This window comes from Rubritalea marina DSM 17716, assembly GCF_000378105.1.
Lineage (GTDB): Bacteria > Verrucomicrobiota > Verrucomicrobiia > Verrucomicrobiales > Akkermansiaceae > Rubritalea > Rubritalea marina.
Window position 1 is genome coordinate 50,036 of record NZ_KB899254.1, and the last position, 26,889, is coordinate 76,924.

The following is a 26,889-nucleotide window of genomic DNA, read 5'->3' on the forward strand; positions in this document are numbered from 1 at the left end:
GCAAGAATCCTTTACAAAAGCATTGGGAGTAGGCATGAACACCTCAATTTACGAACCAGTTTCATGCCTAAGGATACCTCGATTAAAAAAATTCTCGTGATTGGCTCAGGTCCAATCGTTATTGGACAAGGATGCGAATTTGACTACTCAGGCGTTCAGGCCTGTAAAGCGCTCAAGGAAGAGGGGTACGAGGTGATTCTCGTGAACTCCAACCCGGCCACCATCATGACCGACCCTGAGTTTGCCTACCGCACGTACATCGAGCCGATCACTCCTGAGGTTGTAGAAAAAATCATTATCAAGGAACAGCCAGACGCACTTCTCCCTACACTCGGGGGACAGACAGCATTGAACTGCTCCATGGATCTCTTCAAGTCTGGCACACTCGACAAGCACAAGGTGCGCATGATCGGAGCCAAGGCCGACGCCATTGATAAAGGGGAAGATCGCCTGCGCTTCAAGGAAGCCATGCTTAAGATCGGGCTCGACCTTCCTCAATCAGGCGTGGCGCACACCATGGAAGAAGCCCGCGAGATCGCCAAAGAAATTGGCTCCATGCCATTGATTATCCGTCCAGCATTCACCCTCGGTGGCACTGGCGGCGGAATCGCCTACAACGTGGATGAATTTGAAGAAATTTGTGCACGTGGCATCGACCTCTCACCGGTCAGCGAGATCCTTGTGGAAGAATCGCTTCTCGGCTGGAAAGAGTACGAGATGGAAGTCATGCGTGACTGCGCCGACAACTGCGTGGTGATCTGTGCTATTGAGAACTTCGATCCAATGGGTGTGCACACCGGAGACTCCATCACCGTGGCTCCAGCGCAGACCCTCACCGACCGCGAGTACCAGATCATGCGTGATGCCTCCTTCGCTTGTATCCGTGAAATCGGTGTCGAGACTGGCGGTTCCAATATCCAGTTCTCAGTGAACCCAGAGGACGGCCGCTGCATCGTGATTGAGATGAACCCACGTGTGTCGCGTTCCTCAGCACTTGCATCCAAGGCAACCGGTTTCCCAATCGCCAAGATCGCAGCTAAGCTCGCAGTCGGCTACACGCTCGACGAGCTGCGCAACGACATCACGCGTGAGACCCCAGCCTCATTCGAACCTACCATCGACTACTGTGTGACGAAGCTCCCACGCTTCACCTTTGAGAAGTTCACCACGGCAGACTCCGTGCTCACCACCCAGATGAAGGCAGTGGGCGAGGCCATGTCTATCGGAAAGACCTTCAAAGAATCGATGCAGAAAGCACTGCGTTCTCTAGAAACTGGCCGCTTCGGCTTTGGCTTCGATGGTAAAGGCGCCAAACAACCATCACGCGAAGACATCGAGCGTAAACTCCACGTTCCTAACGCAGAGCGTATCTTCTGGCTCAAGACTGCCTTTGACAACGGCTGGTCCGTAGAAGATGTCTTCGAAGCCACCTCCATCGACCGCTGGTTCCTCGAGAACCTCAAACAAATCGTTGATGAAGGGCTCGCGATCGCCAAGCAGGAAGACATCCTAGAGGATGCATACCAACTGCGTAAGGCAAAGAAGTACGGCTTCTCCGATTACCAAATCGCACACCTGCAGGGCTGCCATCAGGACGACGTCCGTGCGGCTCGTAAGAAGCACAGCGTGATTCCAACCTACCGCCTGGTTGATACCTGTGCGGCCGAGTTTGAAGCCTACACGCCATACTACTACTCAAGCTATGGTGATGAGAATGAAGCACGCGAGACAGATCAGAAGAAAATCATCATTCTCGGTGGCGGCCCCAACCGTATCGGCCAAGGAATCGAATTCGATTACTGCTGTGTGCACGCTGCCTTCGCGCTCAAGGAGCTCGGTTACGAGACAGTGATGGTCAACTCCAACCCAGAGACAGTTTCCACCGATTACGACACCTCAGATAAGCTTTACTTTGAGCCACTCACCCTTGAAGACGTGCTCAACATCTGCGACCAAGAGAAGCCAGACGGCGTCATAGTCCAGTTCGGCGGCCAGACCCCACTCAATCTCGCAGCAGACCTCAAGCGCCATGGTGTGCCAGTCATCGGAACATCACCTGAGTCCATCGAACTAGCAGAAGACCGCAAGCACTTCTCCGCACTCCTCGATAATATTGGCCTCAAGCAAGCGGAAGCCGGCACTGCAGTCACCCCGGATGAGGCGGTAGAAATCGCAGACCGTATCGGCTACCCAGTACTCGTTCGCCCATCCTTCGTCCTCGGGGGGCGCGGTATGATGATCGTGTACAATGACGACGAACTTCGCCGCTACATCTCCGAAGCCGCAGACGTATCACCAGACCGCCCTATCCTCGTGGATCGCTTCCTCGAAGGTGCGGTTGAGGTAGACGTTGACTGTATCTCTGACGGTGAAACATCAGTCGTGGGTGCGATCATGCAGCACATTGAAGCGGCTGGTATCCACTCGGGCGACTCCGCCTGTGTGATCCCTGCGCCATCACTCTCCGAGTCCATCACCGAACAAATCATGAAGGGTGCCAAAGACCTCGCTCGCGAGCTCGACGTACGCGGCCTCATGAATATCCAGTTCGCCGTAAAAGATGGAGAGCTCTACGTGATCGAGGTCAACCCACGTGCATCCCGCACCGTGCCATTCGTCTCAAAGGCGATCGGTATCCCACTCGCGAAGCTAGCCGCTAAGGTAATGGCGGGTAAGTCGCTGAAGGAACTTGGCTTCACTGAGGAAGTGCTTCCTGATCATTACTGCGTCAAAGAAGCCGTATTCCCATGGCCAAAATTCCCTGGGATCGACATCGTGCTCGGCCCTGAGATGAAATCCACCGGTGAGGTGATGGGCATCGATGCCGACCTAGGCCTCGCCTATGCGAAGTCTCAGATCTCCGCGTTCAACCCACTCCCAACCAGCGGCAACGTGTTCTTCTCCGTGAATGATCGCGACAAGCCACAGGCAGTAGGAGTCGCCAAGGAGCTCGTCGAGCTAGGCTTCACCATCTACTCCACTGGCGGAACCTACAAGTTCTTCCAAGACAATGGTATCAAGGTTGAACGAGTCTACAAACTCGCCGAGCAGAGACGCCCGAACGTGATCGACATGATGAAGAACGGAGAGATCTCCTTCGTTATCAACACACCAAGTGGTCACGAAGCGCGTGAAGATGAAATTCGCATCCGCTCCGGCGCTGTGGCGAACAAGATCTCACACTGCACCAACCTCGCTGCAGCAGAAGCATCCGTTCGCGCGATTCGCTCCCTTCAGAACGAGAAGTTCGAAGTGAAGCCGATCCAGGCATACCACGGCCTCATCTAGCAAACGCTAACAAGCAATACTCAATAAAAATGCGCAACGGTTCGCCGTCGCGCATTTTTTTATTGTCCATCAACTAGGCTTTAACACGCATGATTAACACGTATGGTGACAGGCTAGATCAAGGGCGCTGGCTACAAAAAAGCCACTCAGGTGCTTTCTGAGTGGCTTAGTGGATAGATAGTTTGGTGCTGCTTGAGCTTACTTTTTCTTGTAGACTGCGTCGGCGTCGTAGGTGTGAGCCTCGGTGATTTTGAGGGTCACTGGCTTTTTGTCTGCCTCCATGTCGATCTTTCGATAGAAGCAGGAATTACGGCCAGTGTGACAGGCTCCCGCACCTTGTTGGTCGACGTAGACGATGATGGCGTCTTGGTCGCAATCGGTGTACATTTCGATGACTTTTTGCGTGTGGCCGGAGGTGGCGCCTTTGTGCCAGATTTCTTGGCGGCTACGTGAGTAGTAGACGACTTCACCAATCTCGATGGTCATCTTGAGTGATTGCTCATTCATGTAGGCTAGCATGAGCGGCTTTTTGGTGATGTGGTCGATCGCGACGCATGGCATGAGGCCATTTTCGTCGAATTTTGGTGCGAGCTCAAAGCCTTCTTCCAGAGCCTTCTTATCGCCACGAAGTCCAAATTTGATGATGTCAGACATGGTTGTTGTGAGCGTTTGGATTCCTTATTCAGCAGAGAGCTTGAGACGCTCATCTGATGCTAGAAGGTCGGAGATAGAATCCCATCCGTCATCTGTTTGGATGTTGAATACGTTAAGGTAGAGACTGACGAGCTGAGCGTCGAAGGATTCAAGAAGCGTGTCTACTGCAGCGGAAAGTTTGTCCGCGTCGAGTGTTTCAGGGAGTGCGCCTTCCACGGAGCCTTTGCCGTCGTGCTCGATGTCCATGGCGTCACAGAACTTCACGAGAAGGTCTTGTTGGCCCTGCATGAAGTAGACTTGGAAGATGTGCTCGCCGACCATGTCGCTGGACTTGAGTTTGAGGGTCTTGTGTAGCCATGCGATTTGTTCTGCCACGGATTTCTTTTGGATGAAGACTGGGCGCAGCTTGCGCTCGTTCGCCAAAGTGGAGAGTGTGGTTTTGTACAAGTCGCGTTCTTCATCGCGCATCCACTGGAAGAGGTCAACAATGATGGATGGCTTGATGTTTTGGTAAATCTCGTATGCGTTCACGGTAATGAATTGGTTGCTTGTTCGGCGGGCAGTGAAGCAGTTCGCTGCAAGAGGTCAAGGGTAGAGAAGTGCTTGGTGTCTAGAAAATTACTTCCAAGACATGACCACGGCGGAGTCATCATCCTCTTCTTCACCGAGGGTCCAGATCAATGCCTTGCGGCCGCGGATGTCTTTAGCTGAGCTAGGCACTCCAGCTGGCTTACGGATTTCGCCGTCGTAGTCGCCATCGAGGATGACGTAGACGTCGCCGCCGAAGCTACAGAAGAAGCCATCGATGTCATCGCCGGAGCCGTAGCGGATACCATTGCGGTCATTCTTGGCGGTTGGGATTCCTTTGAGGTAGTTCTTGCCTTTGGTGTTACGTTCTTTGCGTTGACCTGCGAGCTCGCGCAGCATGTTGATGGTTTCGATATTACTAAGTTTGGTGTCTGAATTGGCTTCGCTGGGGAGGTAGTTGTAATCGCTGTAAAATTCAGTGATGGCGCTATCGAGCGCTTTGACGATGACACGGTTCTTTTCGATGTCGGCAGATTTCATGACTTTACCCGCGACTGGAAAGGAAACGGCGGCCAATACGGCAATGATGGCGATGACGACAAGCACCTCCACGAGTGAGAATGCCCTGCGTTGTTGAGATGGTAAGAATGAACGATAGGTTTTCATAATATGTAGTGCGAGAGACTATGCACTCAGCCACCGAGATTCCAATGAATATTTTGGCTCAAGCATGGAATCAAACGATTGCTGCTGTGCTACGGGGATCATCAACCGTTACTGCAGCTTGGAATTTCTGTGGTGTTGACAAGTCACGAATTGGCTCACTACATTGTAAATACAAAATCCTCGGCATGTGTCGGTGCGTCGATGACGCAAAATACGAAAAAAGTATTTCCACACTGACATCAAATCCATAGATTTCCTAACACCACATGAAAAACTCATTGAGAAAGCGAAATGCTACATCACCTTCTGGCTTTACTTTGGTAGAAATGCTGGTCGTTCTTGTGATTGTTTCCACCTTGATTGGCGTCGGCGCAAGCGTGATGAAAAAAGCCTCATCGGCCCAAGGCTCTGACACCGGTGCCACCATGGCGGAGAACCTCTTTTCTGAGGCTCGTAGTTTGGCGCAGTCTAGTGGTGCGGGAACGCGAGTGGTGATTTACAAGGCGGGCGGCAAGGGGGACGAGCGTGAGAAGCACCTGCGCTATATGGGCATTGTGCGCCAGATTCCTACGAACTCGAGTAACTCTGGCCAGCAATCATATCAATGGAACGATCAGCTGATTGCGCGAGGTGTTAGTCTGCCTCAGAATGTGTTTTTCAATGCGCGTCTCAGCGGCAACCCTCCAGAAATGAGCGTGAAGATTCCCGGCTTTAAGACACCGCAGCGATGCTATTACTTTGAGTTCAACTCTGAGGGCTTATTGGTGAACAATAGTGGCACCACGCCAGCCTCTTTCGTGGTGCAGGCAGGCGTACTCTACCCGAATGACGACCAACCTCGGGAAGCGAAGAAAGGTAGTCGCGACGTCTCAGGCTTCGCGATCTGGAAGCGCGGCAACACGAGCCTCTTCAGGAATCCCGATCAAATCCCGACGCTCGGCGATCGCGATCCGATGTTCTAATTTAAAGCACGCATTTGACACTGATGAAATTACAGAAATTCAAGCCACATTCGGGATTCTCACTAGTGGAAGTGGTGATCGCTATAGGAATTGTAGCGATCCTCCTGACCACATTCATGTCGGTCTTTGGTCCGGCACAACAGAAGATTGGTAAGGCACTATCGATTGCGGATGCAAACCGCTTGGTCTCGACCCTAGAGGGGGAGATGGCGACTTTGCGCCCTACTGAGCAAAGCGACTACGTAGCATCTGGCACTGGCGCATCTGCCTTTGAGAAAGCATTCCAGTGGATCAAAGATAGCCACAGCCCAAGCTCAGCTATCCTAGTCTACCAATATCAGGCACAGCCTGATTCTGAAAACAACGACGGCACGCTCAAGGCGGCTGCCAATCAGATGGTGGCCGATGATTCCTCACTTCCAGGCGTGGACTACATCACCCAGACGATCGCCCGGCGCATTGATAAAGCACCCAGCGGCACGCTTCAGGATGAACTCGTGCCCGGGGTAGTGGAAGGAAGAGTCTACGTGGTGCGGATGACACAACTCGTGCGCCAAAATGGAGCCATGGGGCTTGGCGACGCCGGCCGCATCCTCAATCAATCCAACAGCGGAAGTGGTACTGGAACGGAAGCATCAAGCACCGGCGATTATGATGAAGCGTTCATCGCATTCCGCGCCGAGTTTTTTGAACTCAATAATAATCTATACAGTTACGTGACCGGGGGAACCTGGGACTTTGATAAATTAGGAGCACCTGTCGTGTCTCAGAACATTGCCATCCGCCGATAAGACCATGATGAAAAATCAGAAACTCAGAAAAGGCTTCACCTTGGTTGAAGTGATGACTGCCATGACGATCACCACGGTGATCATCGCGGTGTTGGTAGGCATGACACGTATCTCCATGGATTCCTGGAAGGAAAGCCGCGATAAGACGCGTGCTGGCCGACTTGCTAAAGAGAGTCTTGAGCTGATGGCGCACGACCTCGAAAGCATGATCATCCGCTCAGGCAACACGTATGAATGGATGTACGCTAAGATGGACGGGAGTGGCGAGCTGGGGCCATCGCAGAATGCTGAGATCAAAAACCCGCTAGAGTTCAGCTTTTTCACAGCAGCGACAGATCGCTATGATGGCCAAATCGGCACCAACCAAGACAAGGGCGGAGATGTTTCTCTGGTTACTTACCGCCTGGCCTACCGCGATCAGCTAGATCCAGCGGGTAAGTCCTTTCCTGTCTACTCACTCTATCGCAACTTGGTGAACCCTGATGAGACTTTCGACACCTATCTCGCGCAGTCATCGATCCAATCACTGGTGAACGGAGCGGACGTGGTGAATGATACCAACAACTTCCTAGCGGAGAATATCTACAATCTCACTGTAACGTTCATCTTTGAATACACACTGAATGGCAACCTCACTCAAAAACGCATTCCCGTGATGCAGAGTGGCTCACAGTTCAACGAAGTGAGCGTGCGTGGTGACTCGATTGAGCCTCAGATCCTGCCCGACGACGCGCGCCTGACCTCGATCGAGCTCGGGGCCCTTGTGGTGAGTGATTCTGCGATGCAGGTCTTCAACAACAAGCGCTTCAAAGACAACGAAGCCTTCGCCGCTGCTCTCAAGGAAAATAGTTCCTACTTCACGAAGTCAGTGGCATTGCCGCGTCCGTAGCCAGCGGCGGGTTATTTGCCGAGCAGATCTTGCATCAGCGAGTCATCTAGCTCGGGCTGCATGTTACGGGTGTCTAGGATGCTATTGGCAATGCCGTGTTTTTTATCCTGCATTTTCTGAATCCTTTCTTCCACGGTGCCCGCGCAGATCAGCTTGTGCACCATGACCGGCTTTGTTTGGCCGATACGGTAGGCGCGGTCGGTCGCTTGGTTTTCCACGGCAGGATTCCACCATGGATCGTAGTGGATGATGGTGTCGGCCTCAGTGAGGGTGAGACCGGTGCCGCCAGCTTTGAGTGAGATCAGGAAGACGTCGATGCCGCCAGATTGGAATTCTTCCACCATTTCTTGGCGGTTCTTGCTGGCGCCGGTGAGCTTGAGGTAGCTGAGTTGTTTCTCGATGAGGACGGCTTCGATGAGGTCGAGCATTGAGGTGAATTGTGAAAAGATGAGGACCTTATGGCCCTCGGCCTTCAGGGTGTTCAACATGCCGCTGAGGTAGTCGAGTTTGGCAGATTCTGGGGTGTTGTGCTGAGCGCGCTCGGGCACCTGGCTGAGGTTCACGAGTGCTGGGTGGCAACAAACTTGGCGTAACTTGAGTAGGGCGTCGAGGAAGACAATCTGGGCTTCTTGGCCTCTAGCCGCCATTGCCTGGCGGACTTGCTTGTCCATGGCTGCACGCACGGTTTCGTAGAGGTCGCTTTGCGCTTCGTTGAGCTGGATGCTGTGTGGGATCTCGGTCTTTGGTGGGAGTTCTTTGGCAACATCATGTTTGGTGCGGCGCAGAATCAATGGAGCGAGCTTGTTCTGTAAGCGTTGGCGTTTGTCCTCATTGTGGTCTTTTTCAATCGGGTGGCGGAAGCTTTCATTGAAGGTCTCGCGGCTGCCGAGGAAGCCAGGCATGAGGAAGTCGAACTGGGCCCAGAGTTCGCCTAGGTTGTTCTCGATTGGTGTGCCTGAGAGGCAGATCTTGAGCGAGGCATCGAGTTGGCGCACGGCAGCTGAGACCTGTGCTCCAGGGTTTTTGATGTGTTGGGCTTCGTCGAGCACGAGGAGGTGGTAGGCGTGCTTCTGGTGCTGCTCGAGATCGCGGTGGATCAAGGCGTAGGAGCTGAGCACGAGGTCGTATTCTGCTATGCTAGCGAAGTTCGCATGGCGTTTTCCCCCTTGGAGGATGAGAATCTTGAGGCTAGGGGCAAACTTTGCCGCTTCGCGCTGCCAATTGACCACCACCGAAGTCGGCGCTAGGATCAAGCTGGGCTTGCCCGCGCTGCGGCCAGATTCGATTTCTTTTAAAAGATGGGTGAGTGTTTGTAATGTCTTGCCCAAGCCCATGTCATCGGCAAGCACGCCGCTGAGCTGATTGCTAGCGAGGAATTGCATCCAACGGAAGCCCTCGAGCTGGTAGTCGCGTAGCGTGGCGCGGAGAGTGGCTGGCACGGCGACATCCGCCTGAGCTTCGCCATTCTGTAGGGTGATGGCGAGGTCTGCGAGTTCTTCGGAACCTTCTATTGCGAGGTCTTCTTCGCGGCTGAGTTGGGCCGCTTCGAGCTTGCTCATTTTGATGGGGCCGTCCGTGAATTTGAATGAGAGGATTTCGCCCAAGTTGGTGAGCATCGTGCGGAAGCGCCCGACTGGTAGGACGAGGCCGCGGCCATCAGGAAGGTAGACCATGAATTCCTGCAGGGGCTGCATTCCTTCTGTGGCCTCAAGGAACTGATGCTTGAGGAGGGTGGCGAGGATAGGCTGGATTTCAAAGTCTTCACCATCAATGGAAAAGCCTGCGCTGAGGTTGAACCACCCTTGCGCTTCCTCAACCATTTCGGCTTTCCAATTTTCTGATTTAAAGATGAGTGGCTCGTGTCCGACATCGGGGGCGATATCTACCCGCCAGCCACGGCGCTCTAGTGGAAGGATCCCTTGAAAGCGGAAGCGTTGCCAGTAGAGGTCTGGGTGTGGCCACTGCTTGGTGTTGGGACGCCATTGAATCTGCTCAGGATTCTCAATACGAGCCAGAGCGCGCGCGAATTCTGAAGCTTTTCTGGGTTCGAGCTTGTAGGCGTAGAGTGTCTGGAGCGCCGTCATTTCTGCCTCACGGTCGCGTTTGATCTGCGTACCGTCCCGACTAATGGCTGGGGTGTTCCCTGAGGGATCGAGAGGAAAGCGCTCGCCTTGGTACTCGACATAGCAAAGTGCGTGCACAGAGCGCAGGGTGTCGTGGCTCTGCTGGCCTGTGACCCTTCGGAGTTCCATGAAGAAGGAAATTTCAGGGTTCTCAGGGCTGCTGGCTGGTGGGACAGCGGGTGTCTCGGTGACGACCATCTCCTGGGGTTCAGCTTCCAGAGATCCTTCTCCAAAGCTGATCGCGAGGCGCTCGCCTTTGCGTAGGTAGAAGAGTAAAGCGGCAGCGTGCTCGCAGTCGCTCTGAACCGCACAGGAGCAGGAGCAATCGGCCACCACGTCGAGGTCTTCTAGCCACAGGGCAACCGTGGTGACGACAGGGTCGCCTTGCTCGGGGGTCACTGTGGCCACGATTTCCGCGTCACCGGTATCGAGGAATTCACCTTTGACTGAGTGAAGGAGCTGGCGGTGTGCGATACGCTTTGCAGATACGGTATCCGCTGCGCTGAAGCTCGATTCCCAATCACTGGATTGGAGGTGGTCTTGGATTTGCTCTAGGTTGATGCTTGCTTCCATAGCGCTTGCTTGGCGTGAGCATATACTAGAGCGGATGGCTGGGCACAAAAAAAGAACGAGAAACCGGAATTTCTCGTTCTTTGTTGATTATGGAGTCGTGACTTCGGTGCCATAGGCTGAGCTCACGACTCTTGGTTTTTATCTAACTGAGGGGATGCTAGTAAAATGGTTCCGCTTAGGATGCGAGTTGTTCAGCGAGAGCTGCTTGGCTCGGTTGATCCATCTTTTGCAGGCTTTTGCGCATCTTGGTGAGCGCAGCATTCTGAAGCTGACGGATGCGTTCGCGTGTCACGCCGAATTCTAGTCCGATTTCCTCGAGGGTTTTCGGAGTTTGACCGGTGAGGCCGAAGCGAGCATCGATGATGCGTTGTTCGCGTTCATCCAGTTGGCCGAAGAGTTCATCAACCTCGGAGTGCATGTTCTTGTTTACCAAGTTCATTGCTGGGTCGACCATCTTTTCGTCGCTGATGATGTCTCCGTATTCGCCAGCTTCTCCTTCTAAGATGGGAGCATTGAGCGAAGTCGGGCGCTGAGCTGATTGCTTCAACAGAGCGAGCTTCTTGCGTGGAATGCCTAGCTCGGTAGCAAGTTCAGCATCGCTTGGTTCGCGGCCCAGCTCTTCAGCCATCATCGCAGCGATGCGGCGCATTCTAGAGATCTTATCGATCATATGAATCGGAAGGCGGATGGTTTTGCTTTGATTAGCAAGAGCGCGTTTGATGGATTGTTTGATCCACCAGGAAGCGTAGGTGCTAAGCTTGCCGCCAAGTTCTGGGTCGAATCGTTCGACAGCCTTCATGAGACCGATGTTGCCCTCAGAAATGAGGTCCTGCAGAGAGAGTCCGTAGTTGGAATAATCTTGTGCGATTTTAACTACCAAGCGGAGGTTTGCCTTGATCATCAGCGTGCGAGCATCCTTGTCGCCTTGCTTGATTTTGCCAGCTAATTCAACTTCCTGCTCTGGTGTCAAAAGATCGGTTTTGCCGATTTCATTCAAGTAGAGACGTAATGAAGTGTCACTTTCCTTTGTGTTCATGATTTTGGGTAGTTTGGAGTTTTCGATGAGGTCGGGTATCTTCCTCGGTTCTTACTCACTAAGCGTCTCAGTTGCGGAGACTTGTTTAAAAAATTAAAAAAGTTATTTAAAAAGTTAGATTTATACTTTGTTTGATTGTGAATCCCTTGATTTTACGTTGATTGAATTTAAAAGGATGTTTGAAAATGAGGCGGAAAAAAGAGGAGAGCAGTGCTGAATTGTCGGGGTTTGCAAATGCATCATTTTTCGAGTACAAGTGTGGTCAATCACACCGAGTGTGACGATGATGCTAAGAGGTTTATTCCAAGATATATTTGGTTCTGGTTCGGATGGGTTCGAAGCAGGAAAGAGCTTGCCCTCGATTGAGCTTTGCGACCAAGCGGGCGAGCTCGTAGCCTTGGATGCAATGATGGCGGAGGGGCTGACTTACGTTTTCTTTTACCCAAGGGCTGAGACGCCAGTGTGTACTGCCCAGGCATGCGGTGTGCGCGATGAACTAGCAGATTTTAAAACACGCGGCCTTCGCGTGGTCGGTGTGAGTGCCGACTCCCCTCATAGGCTGGCGGGTTTTGCCCAGCGCCATGGTTTTGATTACCCCTTACTTTCAGATCCCGAGGGGAAGGCGATGGAGGTCTTTGGGGTGAAGCGTGTCTTTGGCCAGTTTGCCTCGCGCCGTAGTTTTTTGGTACGCGATGGAGTGATCCTGTGGAAGGCTGACTCGAGTATCCCGTCGCGCCAGTTGGCGGAGCTGGATGCAGTGCTGCGCTCGCTTGAGCAAGAAAGCTAAGTGGCGCTAGTCTGGACGATCGAGCTGGAAAATCGAGGTGGTTTCGCAATACCAATTTGGCGAGGCCATGCGGCCGATGGGTGCGTATTGTGCTTGGTTGATTTTGGCGTCGTCTGGGTTGGCGATGCCATCTTGGACATGCACGGTGTGAACGAGGCCGATGATGAGTCGGTTTTGTCCGATTTCGAGGCAGCTGTGCTCGGAGCATTCCATGGCTACTGGGGCGGCCGCGATGCGCGGCACATCGATGGTGTCTGAAGCGGTGAAGTGTTCAGCACTGAGCTCTGGTATCTCGTAGGGCAGTGTGGCGGCGCTGTGATTCATTAGCTCGAGCATCGGCTGATCGACCATGTGCACCACAAACTGCTTCTGCCGCTTGATGTTACGTGCGGTGTCCTTGAGCTCACCAGGCCCTTTGTTGCCCGGCGCAAAGACAATCATCGGCGGGCGCGAGCCAAAGACATTGAAGAAGGAAAAAGGTGCAGCATTGACACTCCCGTCTTCATTCAGCGTGCTCACCCAGGCGATCGGACGCGGCGTGATCAGGCTGGAAAGAATTTGGTAGGCATTGGTGCGGTGCTCACCGTCGAGGTCAAAGGTTACTGACATGTCCACAAGCTAGCAAGCAGAGTATCCTTGCCAAGGGGAGAGTTGGGCCGCGTGACTAGCATATTGAACATGCAGGGGAGAGCGATGACTCTATAAATCGAGAGTCCATCTCAGCGCGGCTTTGATTTGTTCAAAGGGTTCGCCAAAAATCACCCCCACTTTGTCGCCTAGTTCATGATCTTGAATCGCCATAGACCCTGTACATTGGCATAGCTCTTTACTCTGAGGAAGTGTGAGCTAGGTAGTTCGATTTCGTATCCAGACCCACGATAGGCAGAGGTAACGGGAACCCAAAGAGAGAGTGCTCTGGGGGCGTCAGGATCATGTCGTGAAACAATAACCATCATGCGCACCTTCGCGCCCAATCCTAAGTCGACCCATTACACTTCCCCGGGTTTAGTCATCGTACAAGGAATCTAATGCTGCTTGTCGCTTGTCTGATGAACGTAAAATATCCTGATTGTCACTTGGTAGAACCACATCGAAGGGTAAGCCGCCTCTGAGCCTCACTTGCGCAAGGAACATGCGGATCGCTTCGGTGGTTGTGAGCCCCAAGGCATCGAAGACTTTTTCGGTGTCTTCTTTCAGTGCTGAACTCACTCGCGCTCTAACTACTGTATCTTGCATGAACTGAATGTAGCACAAATGAGCTACGTGTCAATCTAAGGTCCTTTCTCTAGCGGATGTGTAGAAAGGGAATCCTGCAAACCGTGTGATTTCTTCTCTTTGAAGCTCTACTGCCAAGAGCTCCGTTTCAAACATTTGGTGAGGGGGCCCTTCATAGATGATCAGAGAGTGAGCATTTTCCAGAGAGAGCCTGAGCTCCTTGGTGCTAGAAACGCTGGGTTGCGTGGGGAAAAAGAGAAGAGTTCCAAGGGCTGCGATGAGCAAGGCGACGATTGCAGCAAGAATTTAGAGAGCTTTCAAGAGGCAGGCGCTAGGGGTGGGGTGAGCAAAATGTATGTTTGGTGGTGCAATGTCACTGATTATGACCTTTTTCAGCATCGATCGATTTTTTGAGCCGGTCCATTTCTAACCTTAAGTTCTCAATTTCATTTTGTTGTTCTTTGAGCTTCCGTCTAACAAGGTCTAACGCTGTTGCCCCAACTACGAGGGTGCCGCAATAGACAACCCCGAGCTTCAAGTCGTAGAGAACTGCGATGAGTCCATAGCAGATGGTCACGAATACTAATAGTATCTGCTGTTTCTGAGTATCAGTTTTCATGTCAGGGATTTAAGTTAGCGTCAGTTTCAAACTCTCGTGTTCCAATATTTATTTGTTAGGGTGGGGGCTGTAAATGAAAAAGCACCGCCTCGAGGTGAGTGCGGTGCTTTTAAAAGTGAGTTGGTTGAGTGCCAGAGAAGCGATTAGCTGGTGGCCAATTGCTCGATGCGGAAGACCACGGGCTCGTCCTTCACGCAGTCGAGAGCTTCGCACTTGGCGAGGGTCTCGGTGAGTTTCCCGAATGGGCAAGTGTGGAGGAGGAAGACCATATCGCGGAATTCTTTGTCCGGATTCTCTGGGTCGACCGGTGAATGTGTTCCGGAGATTCCGATGCCGTCGTCTGCTAAGGTGTTGGCGATCTGGGCGATCACGCCAGGGCGATCGTCAACTTCAAAGCGCACGTAGTATGAGGTTTCGGTTTCTTCAATCGGAAGGAGTTTACCTGCGTCTGTGTATGGAAGGAATCCACGGTGACCTGCAGTGTGAACGAAAGTGTAGGCGGCTTCTACAAGGTCGCCGACCACTGAAGAGGCGGTTGGTTCCTTGCCGGCGCCTCTGCCGTAGAAGAGAGCTTCTCCAGATGCGTCGCCGCGGACAGCTACCGCATTGAAGACTCCATTGACAGAGGAAAGGATGTGGGATTTGGCAATGAAGGAAGGCTGGGTGCGTAGCTCGATGGCGCCGTCTTCATGCTCGCGAACCACGGAGAGAAGTTTGACCACGTAGCCTAGCTGGGTGGCAAAATCGATGTCGATGGTGCGCACGCGCTCGATCCCGCGAACGTAGACTTGCTCTGAGGGAATGGTGAATCCATAGGCGAGTGTGGCGAGAAGGATTGCTTTGTGTGCCGCATCCCAGCCGTTGACGTCGAGCGCAGGGTCTGCCTCTGCGTAACCGAGTTCTTGAGCTTCCTTGAGGGCGGTAAGGTAGTCGAGGCCGCCGCAGGTCATGCGTTCTAGGATGTAGTTGGATGTGCCATTGATGATGCCAGACATGGTTTCGATGCGGTTACCCACATAGGAATCCTGCACCGCTTTGATGACTGGAATACCGCCTGCCACTGCAGCTTCGAAGTGGATCGGGGTGTCGTACTCACTGGAGAGTTTGAAGAGCTCTTCGCCGCGCTCAGCGAGGAGTGCCTTGTTGCCGGTGACGACTGGCTTCTTGAGTTTGATTGCTTCGGCAACGATGTCGAATGCTGTGGTGGTGCCACCGATGAGTTCTACGACGATGTCTACATCTGGGGCATGGACGACTTCCATCCAGTCCGTGGTGAAAAGCGAATCTGGCGCATTGGGCACACGCTTTTTGGTAATGTCGCGCACCGCAGCTTTTTTGATGCTGAGCGAGAATGCGTCTTTGGCTCTGTTGGAGATGAGTTGGCTATTGCGTTCGAGTGCTTCCCAGACGCCTGTGCCAACGGTTCCAAAACCAGCCATGCCGATACCAATGTGATGCGTAGCCATAATGATGATAATTAAAAAAAATTTCTGCTTGATTGCTTCAAGCGCGCCCATGCTGCGGAAGAATTGCTATTAGTCAAAACATTATGCGCTTTTTTGAGTTTGTGTGGGATGTGGCCAAAAAATGACTGGCTCATGCACCGGAATGCATGAGCCAGTCGAGTATCTAGTAGCGCAACCACACATTGCGCTATCTGGCTGGCCCCACCGTGGGTACCCACCAGCTAGAAAGTGTTATTCGGAAGCTGTGTCGCCGCCGCCTTTGTTGTTGCACTTCTTTTTTCGGTGCATGGGAAATTTTTCTCCGGCGTCGCGCGCGAGTTGTCGTTCGTCTGCGCTGAGTTTGCCGTCGCCGTCGGTATCGTATTTGGCGAGGAAGGCCTCTTTGGCGGCCTGTTTTTCTTCATCGCTGAGTTTGCCATCACCGTCGGTGTCATGGCGTGCGATGAACTCTGCACGGCGTTCCTTCATGGCGGATTTTGCAGCAGCTCTCTCGGTTTCATCGAGTTTGCCGTCGCCGTCGGCATCAAATTGTTCAATGAGCTTGGCGCGCATTTTTTTGCCGTTGCGTTGTTTTTGATTGTTTTCATCTTGGGCGTGAGCGGCCCAAGGCATTGCGATCGCGGCGAGTGTTAAAATAATGGATGTCTTCTTCATAAGTTCGTATCGGATTCACGAACTGAAACTCTGCACCTTGGTAGAAGTTGCAAAAAAAAACACCCAGCACTTCTTGCGAAGGCTGGGTGGGTTGGTTTTCGAAGATGTATAGGGTCTGTTTAGGCGCCGGTTAGGAAGTTGATGACGTCGCCGTCCTGGACAACGTATTCCTTACCTTCTGCTCGTAGCGCTCCAGCATCGCGAGCGGCGGACACTGTCTTGTGCGTGACATAGTCGGTGTATGCGATGACTTCGGCACGAATGAATTGCTTCTCGAAGTCGGTGTGGATGACGCCGGCTGCGACTGGTGCTTTATCCCCTGCGATGATAGTCCATGCGCGGGTTTCTTGTTCGCCAGTGGTGAGGTAAGTGCGGAGGCCGAGGAGGTGGTACACGCCCTTAATCAGGGTTGAGACACCAGAGTCGGACACGCCCATGTCAGAGAGAAATTCTGCTGCTTCTTCACTGTCGAGGTCGATGAGTTCTTCCTCGATTTGCGCGGAAATCACGATGGCTTCTGCGCCGTGGTTGTTCTGAGCGTATTCGACTACCTTGGCAACGAGCGGGTGTGAGGATGGATCCTCAGTGGCTGTAGCGAGGTCGTCTTCTGAGACATTACAAGCAAAGATGGAGCGTTTGTTGGAGAGGAGGAAGAAGTCGCGAAGGAGGAGGCGTTCTTCGGGGGTGAGTTCGAGGGTGATGGCTGGATTGCCATCTTCGAGGTGTGGCATGAGTTTGTCGATGAGTTCGACTTCTGCCTTAGATTCTTTGTCGCCGCCTTTGGCTTTTTTGGCGCGCGATGCACGGCGCTTCTCCATGGCGGCCATGTCGGCGAGGATGAGTTCGCCGTTGATGATTTCGATGTCGCGAATCGGGTCGACGGAGCCGAGCTCGTGGATGATGTCGTCGTTCTCGAAGCAACGGATCACTTGGACGATGGCGTCGACTTCACGGATGTTCGCGAGGAACTTATTACCGAGGCCTGCTCCTTCTGAGGCACCTTCTACCAAGCCTGCAATGTCTACGAACTCGATTGCTGTAGGGATTTGTTTTTTCGAACCAGAAAGCTCGCTCAGAACGGCGATGCGCTCGTCTGGTACGGTGACGACACCGACGTTAGGATCGATGGTACAGAAGGGGTAGTTCGCAGCCTCGGCTTTGCGCGTGCGGGTGAGCGCGTTGAAGAGGGTGGATTTTCCGACGTTAGGTAGACCTACAATTCCTGCTTGGAGCATAATGAGGGACGCTAGTACGCGAATCAGAAGATGCAAGAAAATTGGTTTTCCATCTTTATCGCTAACTCCTTTAGTCTGCCTGCTCGATGTTACTCTTTGGCTTTCACCACAGGAATGTTGATGTGGGTCGGGTGCTCTTTGCTGAGGTGGATCGTGTTGGTGGCGACGGGGGAGTCGTTGAAGTTGTTTACCTGCTGGAAGGTGTTCGGGTGCACGTCGTACTTGATGCTGTTGCTGCTGGAGATTTGGACACCAATCTTGTGACCTTTATTGATCACGTAGGCGGTGCTCCAGAGGTCCATGTCCAGTTTGTAGACCTTGCCCTTCTCCATTGGCACTTCGTTATCGAGGCCTTGGTGGAAGCGTCCCATGACGATGGAGTCGCGGATGATGGCTTCGTAGCCGTCTGGGTAGATGTCGACGAGTTTGGCGGTGAAGGTTGTGTCCTCGACGTCGGAGCTGACGTAGAGCTCAGCCGTTACCTTACCGGTGATTTCCATCGCTTCGCTGAGTGGGGCTGAGCTGAAGTGCAGGATGTCCTTGCGGTCCTTGAGCTCACGCTGGTCACGCGGGCCCACCCCTTCATGGATGAAGACGTCGCCTCCTACTGAGGGTACAGGGTCGCGAGGGTCGTACTTAAAGCTGAGCGATGCCGCATCCTCTTTAGGTGCGTCCTTGCTCAGGCTGCCGTCTTGGTGAACGTAAAATGAAATATCGTCGTGCGGTACCGGCCATACATCGGTCATCTTGTACTCGTTGCCTGGAGCACCTGGTTCGCCACTGGCGCCCATGAGGTAGTAGACCATGCGGGATTTGCTGTCGCGGTATGAATCTGGATCGGCCATCACGTCGTTGGCTGTTGGAAGCGTCCATTCGGCTGGCACGGCTTTACCAGGGAAGGGCTTGCCTTTCATGTTACCGTGGCCGGAGGCATCGACCTGGATGTAGACGTGGCCGTCTTGGGCAAAGTCTTCAAAGTAATCGAGTGCTGATTCGGCGAAGATGTCGTACCAGCCAGTCTTGGCGACAAAGACAGCAGGATTGTTGTCGTTGGCTTTTTCGACTGTTTGAGCATAGCCGGCGCGGTCAAATGACTCCGTGACGGGCTTTGGCCAGTTCGGGACTGGGACGCCGCGCTGAGACATCCAGCGGTAGTGCATTTCACGGCGAACGCCATTATGGAAAGTCCAGTAGAGGTGGGCATTGCCACCACTCACGTTGGTGTCGGAAACGACGAGGTTTGGGTGGTTTGCGAGGTAGGCCATGTAGGCGGAAAACCCATGGCCGCTCTGCCCAAAGATGCCGATCTTTTGGTTGGACCACGGTTGTTTAATAATCCAATCGAAGGTGTCGTAACCGTCTTGAATCTCGTTGTCGAAACTCATGAGGTCAACGGTGCCAGCTCCCTCGGATTCGCCATCGCCGCGGAGGTCTTGGCAGATGTAGACGTAGTCGCGCTTGGCGTACTTGTGGGTATCGAAGAAAGCTGCAGCCCAGATGCCGTAAGCAGTGCGGCAAATCATCGTGTTGAACTTACCCGGCTTGTTGGGTCTGAAGATACCAGTGGCCAGCTTTACGCCGTCGCGCATCGGCACCATCACTTGCTCGTAGGTGTAGTTGCCGCCGAGTAGCTCGATGGCGTGGCCGATTGAGAATTCTTCTTTTTCCTTAGAGGTTAGAATTCCGTCTTTATTGAGGTCAGAGTCCGGGTATCTCTTCAAGAAATGTGCCGCGCCGGGCACCGGGGAGGGAAGCTCATCGGCGATTGCCAAGGGACTAGCGAGCATCACAGTGGCGAGCATCACGGTGAGTGACTTCATGAAACATTGCATGATGCAAGTTGTATTTTCTTATCCCCGCTACGGAAAGAACATAGCGCGTGGCTGGTATAAAATGGGGACTTGTTAGTAAGATCACCCATTCTCCCTCGGTTTGAAAAGAGCTCAAACCGAGGGAGGGTAAGGTTATGGGGGATAACAGCTTGTCGGGGGTTGTTGCGGGTTCAATTAGAGTGAGTCGATGGCGACGCAGCGTTTTTCGCGGATCGAGAGGTCTGCTGCTAGGCTGACCTTGAGGCTCTCCGTGGCGTCGTCGAAGGTGGAGTGGATACCATTGTGGTTGCCATTACGCAGTGCCTGGAGGAAGGCGGTGTTTTCTGCGATGAGCGGGTTGTCGGCTGAGAGGAGTTTCTCGCGATGTTGCGCGTTATGCTGGATTTCGAGGTCCATGCAATGGTTGCGGAAGCGGAAGGTTTTCTCGCGCGAGGCCATCTCGAGGTAGATGCCGAGTTCGCCGCCGCCGTGGGCGTGGCTGAAGCAGGAGGTCTGCACGGTGCCAATGGCTCCGGAGGCGAGGTGGAAGTTCATGACCATAGCGTCGTCGACATTGAAGTCATCGACCTCGGTGATGAACCCGCGAGTGGCGTAGGCGCTGACTTCGCTGATCTCGCCGCTGAGGTAGCGGATGCTATCGATGAGGTGGGTGGCTTGCTCGGTGAGCTGGCCGCCGGATTGCTCGCGACGTCTCCACCAATACGGGGGTGGAAGTTCGCCACTCCACGCGGCATTGATGAGGATCGACGTGTTGCTGGCGAAGTGCTCTTTGGCCTTGAGGATGTTCTCGCGGTAGCGGTACATGTAGCCCACGCTGACGATATTGCCTGCTTGCTTGAAGCAATCGTTGAGGCGGCTGGTGGTGGCGAGATCGAGAGCGATCGGCTTTTCAATGAAGAGACCTTTGACGTGTTCGGCGCAAGCGATTTCGATATCGCCGTGGAGGTGGGGTGGGAGGCAGATGTAGACGGCGTCGAGCTGCTCTTTGCGTAACATCTCGAGGTGGTTCTCGAAGGGGTAGTGGGTGATGCGGCCGTCGGCGAGGAGGTGCTGGATGCCCTCACTGCTGCGGCTGCTGATTGCTACGACTTCATTGCCGGGGACTTCAGCGAGGGCGCTGATGTGTTCCTGGGCAAAGCCGGAGCCGATAAATCCAATGCGTTGGTTCATGCTGTTCGTGCGTGAAGTTAGAGTGATGCAGAGGCGTATGATTCGATGCCAGCACCTTGGGCGCTCCGGCAGATAAATGCGGTGGTGTCTTTGCCTGTGGCCTTGGTGTAGGCTGCGATGGCATGGTCACAATATGCTTCTGCATCTGTGCTGCGCACGAGGTGGATGGAGATGCCTCCAAAGCCGCCGCCACTGAGGCGGGCACCTAGGCAAAGGGGAGACGCTGCTGCGATTTCGACGAGGGTGTCAAGCTCTGGGCAGGAGTTCTCAAAGTTGAGGCGCGAGCTTTCGTGCGAGGCGAAGAGCAACTTACCAAAGGCGTCGTAGTCGGCGGCGCTGAGGAAACTCTGCGCTTGGTGGACGCGGTCGTTTTCTCCCACAACGTGGAGCGCTCGCTTGTGGTCGTATTCTGCTAGGCTTGGCTTGGCTGCTTCTAGCAGCTCAAGGTTCACATCGCGCAGCGCCTGCACCTCTGGGTGTTCTTTTTGAATGGTTGCCACGGCGTCTTCACATTGTTGGCGACGCTCGTTGTATTCTTGGCTGAGGTCGTGGGCGACATTGGAGTTGATCACGACGAAGCTGAGCTCGCTTGGCAATGGGGTGTGGCTGATACTGATGTTTCGGTACTCGCTAACCACCATTTCACCGTCTTTGCCGGAGAGTGAAGTGAGTTGGTCCATGAGTCCGGTGTTGGCGCCGATGTAGTCATTCTCACAAGCCTGGCCGACTTGGGCTTTTTCCTGGGTGCTGAGGTCGAAGCCAAAGAGTGTGTCGATGCCGGTGACGAGAGCCATTTCGAGTGAAGCGGAGCTACTCATTCCTGCTGAGAGGGGGATGTCTGAGGTGATCAATGCCTGAAAGGCGCCGACTTTGTGATCGCGCTTTTGCAGCTCAGTGACGATGCCGCGCACGTAGTTAGTCCAGTCCTTGCTCGGCAATGGGGTGCTGATCGCGTCGAGCTCAAATTCGCGCACGCCGTCGCTCATCATTGGGCTGAATACTTGGCAGCGATTTCCTTCAATCTTCTTGAAGGAAATTTGGGTGCGACGGTCGACGGCCATGCTGAGCACGAAGCCTTCATTGTAGTCGGTGTGATTTCCTAAGATTTCGAGACGTCCTGGCGCCTGAGCGAGGAAGTCTGGTGCCGTGCCGAAGACTGTTTCGAACTGAATGATGTTTTCTTGAATCATGTTGAATTATTCGGTGCTGTTGGCCTCGGGGACAGGAGCCGGCGGGATGTTGTGGTCTTTGCTTAGTGCTGAGAAATCAGCAAATGCTCCGTAGATGATAAGGACGAGCACACAGAGTGCTGCGCCTACGGCTTTAGCGTGTTTCCAAGGGGTCATGTCCACGGCTTCCACGTCTTCCTGGATGAAGTCGCTATCGCGCGGCTTGACCAGGGTGACGATGAGCATGCTGAGTACCACGAGTGCAAAGCCGACGCCGAGAAAATGGAAATCGTTGAGCACATCGCCAGAGAGGAACTTACTGACGGATTCGCCGTCGGCCATCTTGGTGCCGATCGGGATGAAGTAGCCAAATGGGATGACGGTAAAGCCAACTGCGAGGCCGACCTTGGCAGCTAGTGGTGGTACGCGCTTGGTGAGCATTCCGACAAGAATGACGGCAAGCAAAGGGATGAAGTAGATGCCATTCATCTTCTGGAGGTAGCCGAAGAGGCTGTCTTGACCGGCAAGCATCGGGGCGATGATCATCGCGGAAATGGCAATCACGAGACCAAACCATTTACCGGATTTGACCAACTCCGCTTCGGAGGCTTCCTTGTTGAAGAAGTTTTTGTAGAAGCCGAGACTGAAGAGGGTGCAGGTGGAGTTGAGCGCTGAGTTGAATGAGGAAAGAATCGCGCCGATCATCACTGCGGCAAAGAAGCCTGTGAGCGGCTGAGGCAGCACGTCGCGGACGAGCATGCCGTAGGCGTCGTCATTGCCGACTTCGACCAGCTTACCATCTTGCATGACGCCATTGGCGTAGAGGTGGTAGGCGATCATGCCTGGGATCACCAAGTAAAGTGGGCCGAGGAGCTTGAGCCCACCAGTAAGAAGCACGCCCTTCTGGCCTTCCTGTAGGCTGGAGGCACCAAAGGTACGCTGGATGATTTGCTGGTTGGTGCACCAGTAGAAAAGGTTGAGCAACATCACGCCAGTGAAGATCGTGGCGACCGGGACGTTGTCTTTCTTTGCCCCCAGTGAGTTAAAGCGCTCAGGAGATTCTGCGGTGAGCTTGTTCCAGCCTGCAAGCATGCCTTCGCCATCTCCCACGGCGGAGAGGCCGAAGTAGGCGATCAAAAAACCGCCGATCAAAAGGCCGGCGCCATTCAGTGTGTCTGACACGGCGACCGTGCGTAGGCCGCCGAAGAGGGCGTAGATTGAGCCGATCACTCCAATGAGAATGACCATGAACCAGAGCACGCCAGTCTCGCTTTCAATGCCAGTCAGAGCCTGGACGTCGAGCATGGCAGAGAGACCCTTCGCGCCGGAGTAGAGGACGATGGGAAGTAGGATTACCGCGTAGGCGACGAGGAAGATCATGTCCACAATCGTGCGGGTGCGTCGGTCGAAACGGACTTCCAAGTACTGCGGTACGGTGGCAATACCACTACGTAGGAATTTGGGCAGGAAGAAGAGAGCCATAGCCACGAGCGTGACGACGGCAAAAACTTCCCAAACCATGACGTGGAGGCCGTGTTGGAAGGCGGCTCCATTCAAGCCCACGAGTTGTTCTGTTGAAAGGTTGGTGAGGAGCAGGGAGCCGGCAATGAAAGGGAAGGTGAGGCTGCGGCCGCCTAGAAAGTAGCCGTCGCTACTACCGTGGTCATCCTTACGCGTCATCAGCCAGGTGATCAAACCTACGAGGGCTGTGAAGAAAATGAAGGAGATCGTGATGCTATTCATGGATGGATTTTTTTAGGTTTGGGTCTTATGGCTTCACACGATAACTCTCAGGTTTACACGTGTAAAGTAAATCTCTAATGCTGAGCATTACAGTGGGTGGATCAAGGGATAGGGGGGAAGCTTTATGCCTGGGGGGGGCTGGCCACTGACTGGCGTTCAACCAGTTTGGGGTAGAATACCTTTTGGAGGGATTCTGGGCTCTCTTGGTTTTCAATGCAGGAGAGAAGCTTGCGTGCGGCTTGCTCCGAGACGTGGTTGATCTCGAGGCTCATGGTGGTGAGTGGTGGAGCGAGAATCTCGGTGAGGTCAATGTTATCGAAGCCGACGATCGAGATGTCTTGGGGGATTTTGAGTTCGAGCTCGAGGGCGGCACGGTAGAGTCCGATGGCAACGAGGTCGTTGAAGCAGAGGATCGCAGTGGGGCGAGTCTGAGCGTCACGCAGGAGTTCGAGCCCTGCTGCGTAACCGTTCTCTGAGGAGGAGCCGCAGGCGACGAGCGATTGGTCAGTTTCTTCAAGACCGTGTTCGCGCAGGCAGCGGAGAAAGCCTTCGCCACGTTCTTTGGAGGCAATAGAGATATCGGGGCCTGCAAGGTAGCTGATCTTGCGATGGCCTTTTTGGTAGAGGTGCTCTGTGGCATCGTGAGCGCCCTGCCTATTGCGGAAGCCGATGTAGCCAAGCTTGAGGTCGGCTGGTAGGCGGTCGAGCATGATGACTGGTATCTCCTTTTGGATGAAGTAGTCGAGCAGCTTGTAGGAGTTGTCCTCGCGGATGAAGGGTGAGAGGAGGAGTCCGTCGATATTATACGAGAAGAGCGTTTTGATGGCGGCGTCCTCGCGCTTTGGGTCCTCATTGGTATTGAGGAGGAGGAGGCTGTATCCTGAGCTGCTGACGACTTCATCGATGACCTTGATCATCTGCGAGAAGAAGGGGTTGGAGATATCGCGCACGAGCATTCCAATGAGGTAGGAGCGTTCCCCTTTGAGGGCAGCAGCCATTTTATTGGGCGTGTAGTTGTGTTCTTTTGCTTTAGCGAGTATTTCTTCACGGACTCTATCGGAGACACCTGACTTTCCATTCAGTGCAGCAGATACGGTTACGCGTGAGTAACCGCAGATCTCTGCGAGTTGTTTCATTGATAGCATGTTGGAGTCAGTTAGTGAGGAGTTAGGTCCAGCTGGTAGAGGAGATTTGACGCCAGAGAGATCTGGTCTGTCAACGTTGAAAGCGAGGCGGTCACCTCTCTTACTCTGAGATCATGTGGGCTTCTGGTGCTGGCTTGATACCGTGAAGCAGATGAGCAAATGCTTGCCAGTGTAGTCTCGTGAGGGCGGTTGAAAGGCTGTCTTTGGGGCTCAGGGTGCTCGGTCGTGGTGGCTCCGGGCTGGCTGAAAAACGCAAGGTGCTCGCGATGCTATCAAAGACTGCTTGGTAGAGTGTGGCCTGGTCGATTGGGGCCACGCTTGCTTCGGGCTGCGAGTCTTCTTCAGAGGGCTTGATGAGTACGGCGTCGACGAGTTTGATTTTATGCGAGGTGCTTCCTTTGTCGCTAGGGGCTTTGAGCCATACTTGGTGGCTAGGTTCTTTGTGTCGCCATACGATGTTGGGGATGACTAAGTAGCCTGAACCATCGCGGATCGACTGGAGTAGTTGCTTGGTGAACTCCTCTTTGTCAGTAAGTGATTCCTCTGGGACGGAGATGTGGACATCGAGGAGTAAGGAGTTGTGGGTGTCTGCCCACCAAGCTGGCTGGTGTTGAGCGAGCTGCAGAAGGCTTGTTTCAGCGAGGTGGAGTTCTTGCGTGTCGGGCTTCCCGGTGTCGATGGCACGTTCCCATGCGAGGGTGGCAAAGACTCGGTGCTCTGGGGTCTTGCTGAGTGACTTGGCGAGCTGGATGAAGCTTGCTGAGGAGAAGGAAGCGTGCTCGGTAAAGTGGTTGAGAGCAGGAGAGAATGCGAGACTTCCTATTGGGATCTCTGGGGGAGCAGGTTCCTTGGCAACTGGTGTGTCGATGCTTGGTATGTCGACAAGTTTGTGTTTTACCACCTTTGGTTTATCTGGGAGTGGAGGGTAGTTTTCCTTCCATGCAGCTACGGAGGTGTCGACAGCCTGTGCTGTGGGGGGCGAGGTGAAGTCGGCTTCGCGGATCGACAACCACGCGCCGGAGATAATCACTCCAAGGGCGAGCAAGGTGACGATATACCAAGGAATGCGCATGAGTCCTTAATGACTACAAGGATGTCCCGTGGAATCAAGACTGAGTTCCCAGGAAACAAAAAACGGCACACAGTACGAGTGACTGTGTGCCGTTTTCTCTAGAAAAGAGATGGAACCTTACTTCTGGTCTGCGGACTTCACGAGAAGAGCGCGCTTACCGATACGGTCACGAAGGTAGTTGAGCTTAGCGCGACGTACTTTACCGCGGCTTACTACTTCGACCTTGGCGATACGTGGAGTGTGTACTGGGAATACACGCTCGACACCTTCGCCGTAGGAAATCTTACGAACGGTGAATGAAGCATTCACGCTAGAACCTTTACGACCGATGCAGAGACCTTGGAAGATCTGGATACGCTCTTTACCACCTTCAACAACGCGAGTGTGTACCTTAAGAGTGTCGCCTACGTTGAAGTCTGCTACTTCGTCCTTGAGCTGTTCAGCTTCGATTTTGTCAATGATGTTCATCGGTTTACCTTCTTTGAAATGGATCGTGTCGCCTTCAGCGGCGAGTGCGGGGGCGGATTGCTACAGGAATCTCGCGGGGAATGCAACTGGTTTTTTACGAATGAAGTAAAATAATTGCCAGCGGATGATGAGATAAGTCGCTGGAGTCTGGGTTCATGGTGGAATCCAGAGTTGCTAAATTGAGCTACAGGGGATAGAGTCGCCGCAGTAAAAGTCAAGACCAAGCTGCTACCCTTTAAGTGATCTTAATTACTTCGATCCTTGGGCGAGGGGCTTGCCGTTACCAAATAGAAATTATGAGCCAAGACATTCAGATTACAGCGTACTTAAAGACATACTGCGGGTGGAGTGAGGGTGTGCGTGCCATCATGCGTAAATATGACCTCGCGTTCGAAGAAAAAGACATTATCAAGAATCCTGCGTTTCGCTGGGAGATGGAGCAGAAAAGCGGTCAGCCACTGAGTCCATGTGTCGAAGTGAATGGTACCATGCTAGCGGACGTCTCGGGAGACGAAGTGGAAGCTTGGATGATTGAGAATGGTTTCATTGCCCAGAATAATCAAGAGGCTGATTCGCCTACTGACTCAGCATGCACGGATGAACAACATGAGGCGATGGCGCGTGGAGAAATCCCAGGTACAACACAAAAAATTAAGTTTTTAGATTAAGTTAGATACTTGATAGAAATCTTTCTGGAGCCCTAGGTTTTTCTTGTGAAAGCCTAGGGCTCTTTGTGTTACGTGAGGGTGGTGATGGGGGTTTTCATCAAGTGATATTGAAAATAATGATCGACTCAATATCATA

At 53.4% G+C, this 26,889-nt stretch carries 24 protein-coding genes; 6 read left to right on the plus strand and 18 right to left on the minus strand.

Annotated features, from left to right (window positions below; all coding sequences use genetic code 11):
- Positions 1-63 precede the first annotated feature (63 nt).
- Positions 64-3,288 (plus strand): carbamoyl-phosphate synthase large subunit, encoded by a 3,225-nt coding sequence (gene carB / locus F454_RS0107650; protein WP_018970057.1) that lies wholly within the window; start codon positions 64-66, stop codon positions 3,286-3,288.
- A 198-nt stretch (positions 3,289-3,486) separates the two neighbouring features.
- Here carB and hisI read toward each other — a convergent pair whose 3' ends face one another.
- The 3 genes from hisI to F454_RS15750 form a co-directional block, all read right to left on the minus strand.
- Entirely contained in the window at positions 3,487-3,942 is a 456-nt protein-coding gene (gene hisI / locus F454_RS0107655) for a phosphoribosyl-AMP cyclohydrolase (protein WP_018970058.1), read from the minus strand.
- A 24-nt stretch (positions 3,943-3,966) separates the two neighbouring features.
- A complete protein-coding gene (locus F454_RS0107660; RefSeq protein WP_018970059.1) occupies positions 3,967-4,473 on the minus strand; it encodes a hypothetical protein in 507 nt (168 codons plus the stop codon).
- Between the two features lie 87 nt (positions 4,474-4,560).
- Complete coding sequence (locus F454_RS15750; protein ID WP_018970060.1) at positions 4,561-5,136, minus strand: type II secretion system protein; 576 nt, start codon at positions 5,134-5,136, stop codon at positions 4,561-4,563.
- A 266-nt stretch (positions 5,137-5,402) separates the two neighbouring features.
- On the opposite strand from F454_RS15750, the gene F454_RS0107670 reads away from it, so the two are divergent.
- From F454_RS0107670 to F454_RS0107680, 3 genes are read left to right on the plus strand one after another with little or no spacing between them, the layout of a single operon-like run.
- Positions 5,403-6,098, plus strand: a complete 696-nt coding sequence (locus F454_RS0107670) for a prepilin-type N-terminal cleavage/methylation domain-containing protein (protein ID WP_083912927.1) — start codon at positions 5,403-5,405, stop codon at positions 6,096-6,098.
- A gap of 23 nt (positions 6,099-6,121) precedes the next feature.
- On the plus strand, positions 6,122-6,889 hold the full coding sequence (locus tag F454_RS0107675) for a type IV pilus modification PilV family protein (protein ID WP_018970062.1): 768 nt from the start codon (positions 6,122-6,124) through the stop codon (positions 6,887-6,889).
- Positions 6,890-6,893: 4 nt separating this feature from the next.
- Positions 6,894-7,778 (plus strand): PulJ/GspJ family protein, encoded by an 885-nt coding sequence (locus F454_RS0107680; protein WP_156817193.1) that lies wholly within the window; start codon positions 6,894-6,896, stop codon positions 7,776-7,778.
- A gap of 11 nt (positions 7,779-7,789) precedes the next feature.
- Here F454_RS0107680 and F454_RS14610 read toward each other — a convergent pair whose 3' ends face one another.
- Together F454_RS14610 and F454_RS0107690 are read right to left on the minus strand one after the other, a co-directional pair.
- Positions 7,790-10,474: a DEAD/DEAH box helicase gene (locus tag F454_RS14610; protein WP_018970064.1), complete on the minus strand. Its 2,685-nt coding sequence runs from the start codon at positions 10,472-10,474 to the stop codon at positions 7,790-7,792.
- 175 nt (positions 10,475-10,649) lie between these two features.
- Entirely contained in the window at positions 10,650-11,510 is an 861-nt protein-coding gene (locus F454_RS0107690) for a sigma-70 family RNA polymerase sigma factor (RefSeq protein WP_018970065.1), read from the minus strand.
- A 283-nt stretch (positions 11,511-11,793) separates the two neighbouring features.
- Here F454_RS0107690 and F454_RS14615 point away from each other — a divergent pair, with 283 nt between their 5' ends.
- Positions 11,794-12,297 carry a peroxiredoxin gene (locus F454_RS14615; RefSeq protein WP_051083292.1) on the plus strand — a complete coding sequence of 168 codons (504 nt, stop codon included), beginning with the start codon at positions 11,794-11,796 and terminating at the stop codon, positions 12,295-12,297.
- A gap of 6 nt (positions 12,298-12,303) precedes the next feature.
- On the opposite strand, the gene F454_RS0107700 is transcribed toward F454_RS14615, so the two are convergent.
- The 13 genes from F454_RS0107700 to rplS form a co-directional block, all read right to left on the minus strand.
- Complete coding sequence (locus F454_RS0107700) at positions 12,304-12,906, minus strand: flavin reductase family protein (protein ID WP_018970067.1); 603 nt, start codon at positions 12,904-12,906, stop codon at positions 12,304-12,306.
- A gap of 396 nt (positions 12,907-13,302) precedes the next feature.
- Positions 13,303-13,533: a type II toxin-antitoxin system RelB/DinJ family antitoxin gene (locus F454_RS14620; RefSeq protein ID WP_018970069.1), complete on the minus strand. Its 231-nt coding sequence runs from the start codon at positions 13,531-13,533 to the stop codon at positions 13,303-13,305.
- A gap of 352 nt (positions 13,534-13,885) precedes the next feature.
- On the minus strand, positions 13,886-14,131 hold the full coding sequence (locus F454_RS0107720) for a hypothetical protein (RefSeq protein ID WP_018970071.1): 246 nt from the start codon (positions 14,129-14,131) through the stop codon (positions 13,886-13,888).
- Between the two features lie 143 nt (positions 14,132-14,274).
- Positions 14,275-15,597, minus strand: a complete 1,323-nt coding sequence (locus tag F454_RS0107725) for a homoserine dehydrogenase (RefSeq protein WP_033367683.1) — start codon at positions 15,595-15,597, stop codon at positions 14,275-14,277.
- Between the two features lie 231 nt (positions 15,598-15,828).
- Complete coding sequence (locus tag F454_RS0107730; protein ID WP_018970073.1) at positions 15,829-16,251, minus strand: EF-hand domain-containing protein; 423 nt, start codon at positions 16,249-16,251, stop codon at positions 15,829-15,831.
- 119 nt (positions 16,252-16,370) lie between these two features.
- Positions 16,371-17,486 (minus strand): redox-regulated ATPase YchF, encoded by a 1,116-nt coding sequence (gene ychF, locus F454_RS0107735; protein WP_018970074.1) that lies wholly within the window; start codon positions 17,484-17,486, stop codon positions 16,371-16,373.
- 89 nt (positions 17,487-17,575) lie between these two features.
- A complete protein-coding gene (locus F454_RS0107740; protein WP_018970075.1) occupies positions 17,576-19,318 on the minus strand; it encodes a CocE/NonD family hydrolase in 1,743 nt (580 codons plus the stop codon).
- A gap of 174 nt (positions 19,319-19,492) precedes the next feature.
- A complete protein-coding gene (locus F454_RS0107745) occupies positions 19,493-20,488 on the minus strand; it encodes a Gfo/Idh/MocA family protein (RefSeq protein WP_018970076.1) in 996 nt (331 codons plus the stop codon).
- A 17-nt stretch (positions 20,489-20,505) separates the two neighbouring features.
- A complete protein-coding gene (gene galK, locus F454_RS0107750; RefSeq protein WP_018970077.1) occupies positions 20,506-21,678 on the minus strand; it encodes a galactokinase in 1,173 nt (390 codons plus the stop codon).
- A gap of 6 nt (positions 21,679-21,684) precedes the next feature.
- The gene (locus F454_RS0107755) at positions 21,685-23,400 is read right to left on the minus strand and encodes a solute:sodium symporter family transporter (RefSeq protein WP_018970078.1); all 1,716 of its coding nucleotides are present in this window, start codon (positions 23,398-23,400) and stop codon (positions 21,685-21,687) included.
- A 122-nt stretch (positions 23,401-23,522) separates the two neighbouring features.
- Positions 23,523-24,536 carry a LacI family DNA-binding transcriptional regulator gene (locus F454_RS0107760; protein WP_018970079.1) on the minus strand — a complete coding sequence of 338 codons (1,014 nt, stop codon included), beginning with the start codon at positions 24,534-24,536 and terminating at the stop codon, positions 23,523-23,525.
- Positions 24,537-24,645: 109 nt separating this feature from the next.
- On the minus strand, positions 24,646-25,617 hold the full coding sequence (locus tag F454_RS0107765) for a hypothetical protein (protein ID WP_018970080.1): 972 nt from the start codon (positions 25,615-25,617) through the stop codon (positions 24,646-24,648).
- Between the two features lie 117 nt (positions 25,618-25,734).
- Positions 25,735-26,085, minus strand: coding sequence for a 50S ribosomal protein L19 (rplS, locus tag F454_RS0107770; protein ID WP_018970081.1), 351 nt, complete (start codon positions 26,083-26,085; stop codon positions 25,735-25,737).
- 296 nt (positions 26,086-26,381) lie between these two features.
- Between rplS and F454_RS0107775 the strand changes: the two genes are divergently transcribed.
- Positions 26,382-26,753: a glutaredoxin family protein gene (locus F454_RS0107775; protein WP_018970082.1), complete on the plus strand. Its 372-nt coding sequence runs from the start codon at positions 26,382-26,384 to the stop codon at positions 26,751-26,753.
- The last annotated feature ends 136 nt before the right edge of the window (positions 26,754-26,889 follow it).

Coding starts and splice junctions, on each gene's coding strand:
- carB (WP_018970057.1), top strand. CDS start 64: ATGCCTAAGGATACCTCGATTAAAAAAATTCTCGTGATTGGCTCAGGT.
- hisI (WP_018970058.1), bottom strand. CDS start 3,942: ATGTCTGACATCATCAAATTTGGACTTCGTGGCGATAAGAAGGCTCTG.
- F454_RS15750 (WP_018970060.1), bottom strand. CDS start 5,136: ATGAAAACCTATCGTTCATTCTTACCATCTCAACAACGCAGGGCATTC.
- F454_RS0107670 (WP_083912927.1), top strand. CDS start 5,403: ATGAAAAACTCATTGAGAAAGCGAAATGCTACATCACCTTCTGGCTTT.
- F454_RS0107675 (WP_018970062.1), top strand. CDS start 6,122: ATGAAATTACAGAAATTCAAGCCACATTCGGGATTCTCACTAGTGGAA.
- F454_RS0107680 (WP_156817193.1), top strand. CDS start 6,894: ATGATGAAAAATCAGAAACTCAGAAAAGGCTTCACCTTGGTTGAAGTG.
- F454_RS14610 (WP_018970064.1), bottom strand. CDS start 10,474: ATGGAAGCAAGCATCAACCTAGAGCAAATCCAAGACCACCTCCAATCC.
- F454_RS0107690 (WP_018970065.1), bottom strand. CDS start 11,510: ATGAACACAAAGGAAAGTGACACTTCATTACGTCTCTACTTGAATGAA.
- F454_RS14615 (WP_051083292.1), top strand. CDS start 11,794: ATGATGCTAAGAGGTTTATTCCAAGATATATTTGGTTCTGGTTCGGAT.
- F454_RS0107700 (WP_018970067.1), bottom strand. CDS start 12,906: ATGTCAGTAACCTTTGACCTCGACGGTGAGCACCGCACCAATGCCTAC.
- F454_RS14620 (WP_018970069.1), bottom strand. CDS start 13,533: ATGCAAGATACAGTAGTTAGAGCGCGAGTGAGTTCAGCACTGAAAGAA.
- F454_RS0107720 (WP_018970071.1), bottom strand. CDS start 14,131: ATGAAAACTGATACTCAGAAACAGCAGATACTATTAGTATTCGTGACC.
- F454_RS0107725 (WP_033367683.1), bottom strand. CDS start 15,597: ATGGCTACGCATCACATTGGTATCGGCATGGCTGGTTTTGGAACCGTT.
- F454_RS0107730 (WP_018970073.1), bottom strand. CDS start 16,251: ATGAAGAAGACATCCATTATTTTAACACTCGCCGCGATCGCAATGCCT.
- ychF (WP_018970074.1), bottom strand. CDS start 17,486: ATGCTCCAAGCAGGAATTGTAGGTCTACCTAACGTCGGAAAATCCACC.
- F454_RS0107740 (WP_018970075.1), bottom strand. CDS start 19,318: ATGCAATGTTTCATGAAGTCACTCACCGTGATGCTCGCCACTGTGATG.
- F454_RS0107745 (WP_018970076.1), bottom strand. CDS start 20,488: ATGAACCAACGCATTGGATTTATCGGCTCCGGCTTTGCCCAGGAACAC.
- galK (WP_018970077.1), bottom strand. CDS start 21,678: ATGATTCAAGAAAACATCATTCAGTTCGAAACAGTCTTCGGCACGGCA.
- F454_RS0107755 (WP_018970078.1), bottom strand. CDS start 23,400: ATGAATAGCATCACGATCTCCTTCATTTTCTTCACAGCCCTCGTAGGT.
- F454_RS0107760 (WP_018970079.1), bottom strand. CDS start 24,536: ATGAAACAACTCGCAGAGATCTGCGGTTACTCACGCGTAACCGTATCT.
- F454_RS0107765 (WP_018970080.1), bottom strand. CDS start 25,617: ATGCGCATTCCTTGGTATATCGTCACCTTGCTCGCCCTTGGAGTGATT.
- rplS (WP_018970081.1), bottom strand. CDS start 26,085: ATGAACATCATTGACAAAATCGAAGCTGAACAGCTCAAGGACGAAGTA.
- F454_RS0107775 (WP_018970082.1), top strand. CDS start 26,382: ATGAGCCAAGACATTCAGATTACAGCGTACTTAAAGACATACTGCGGG.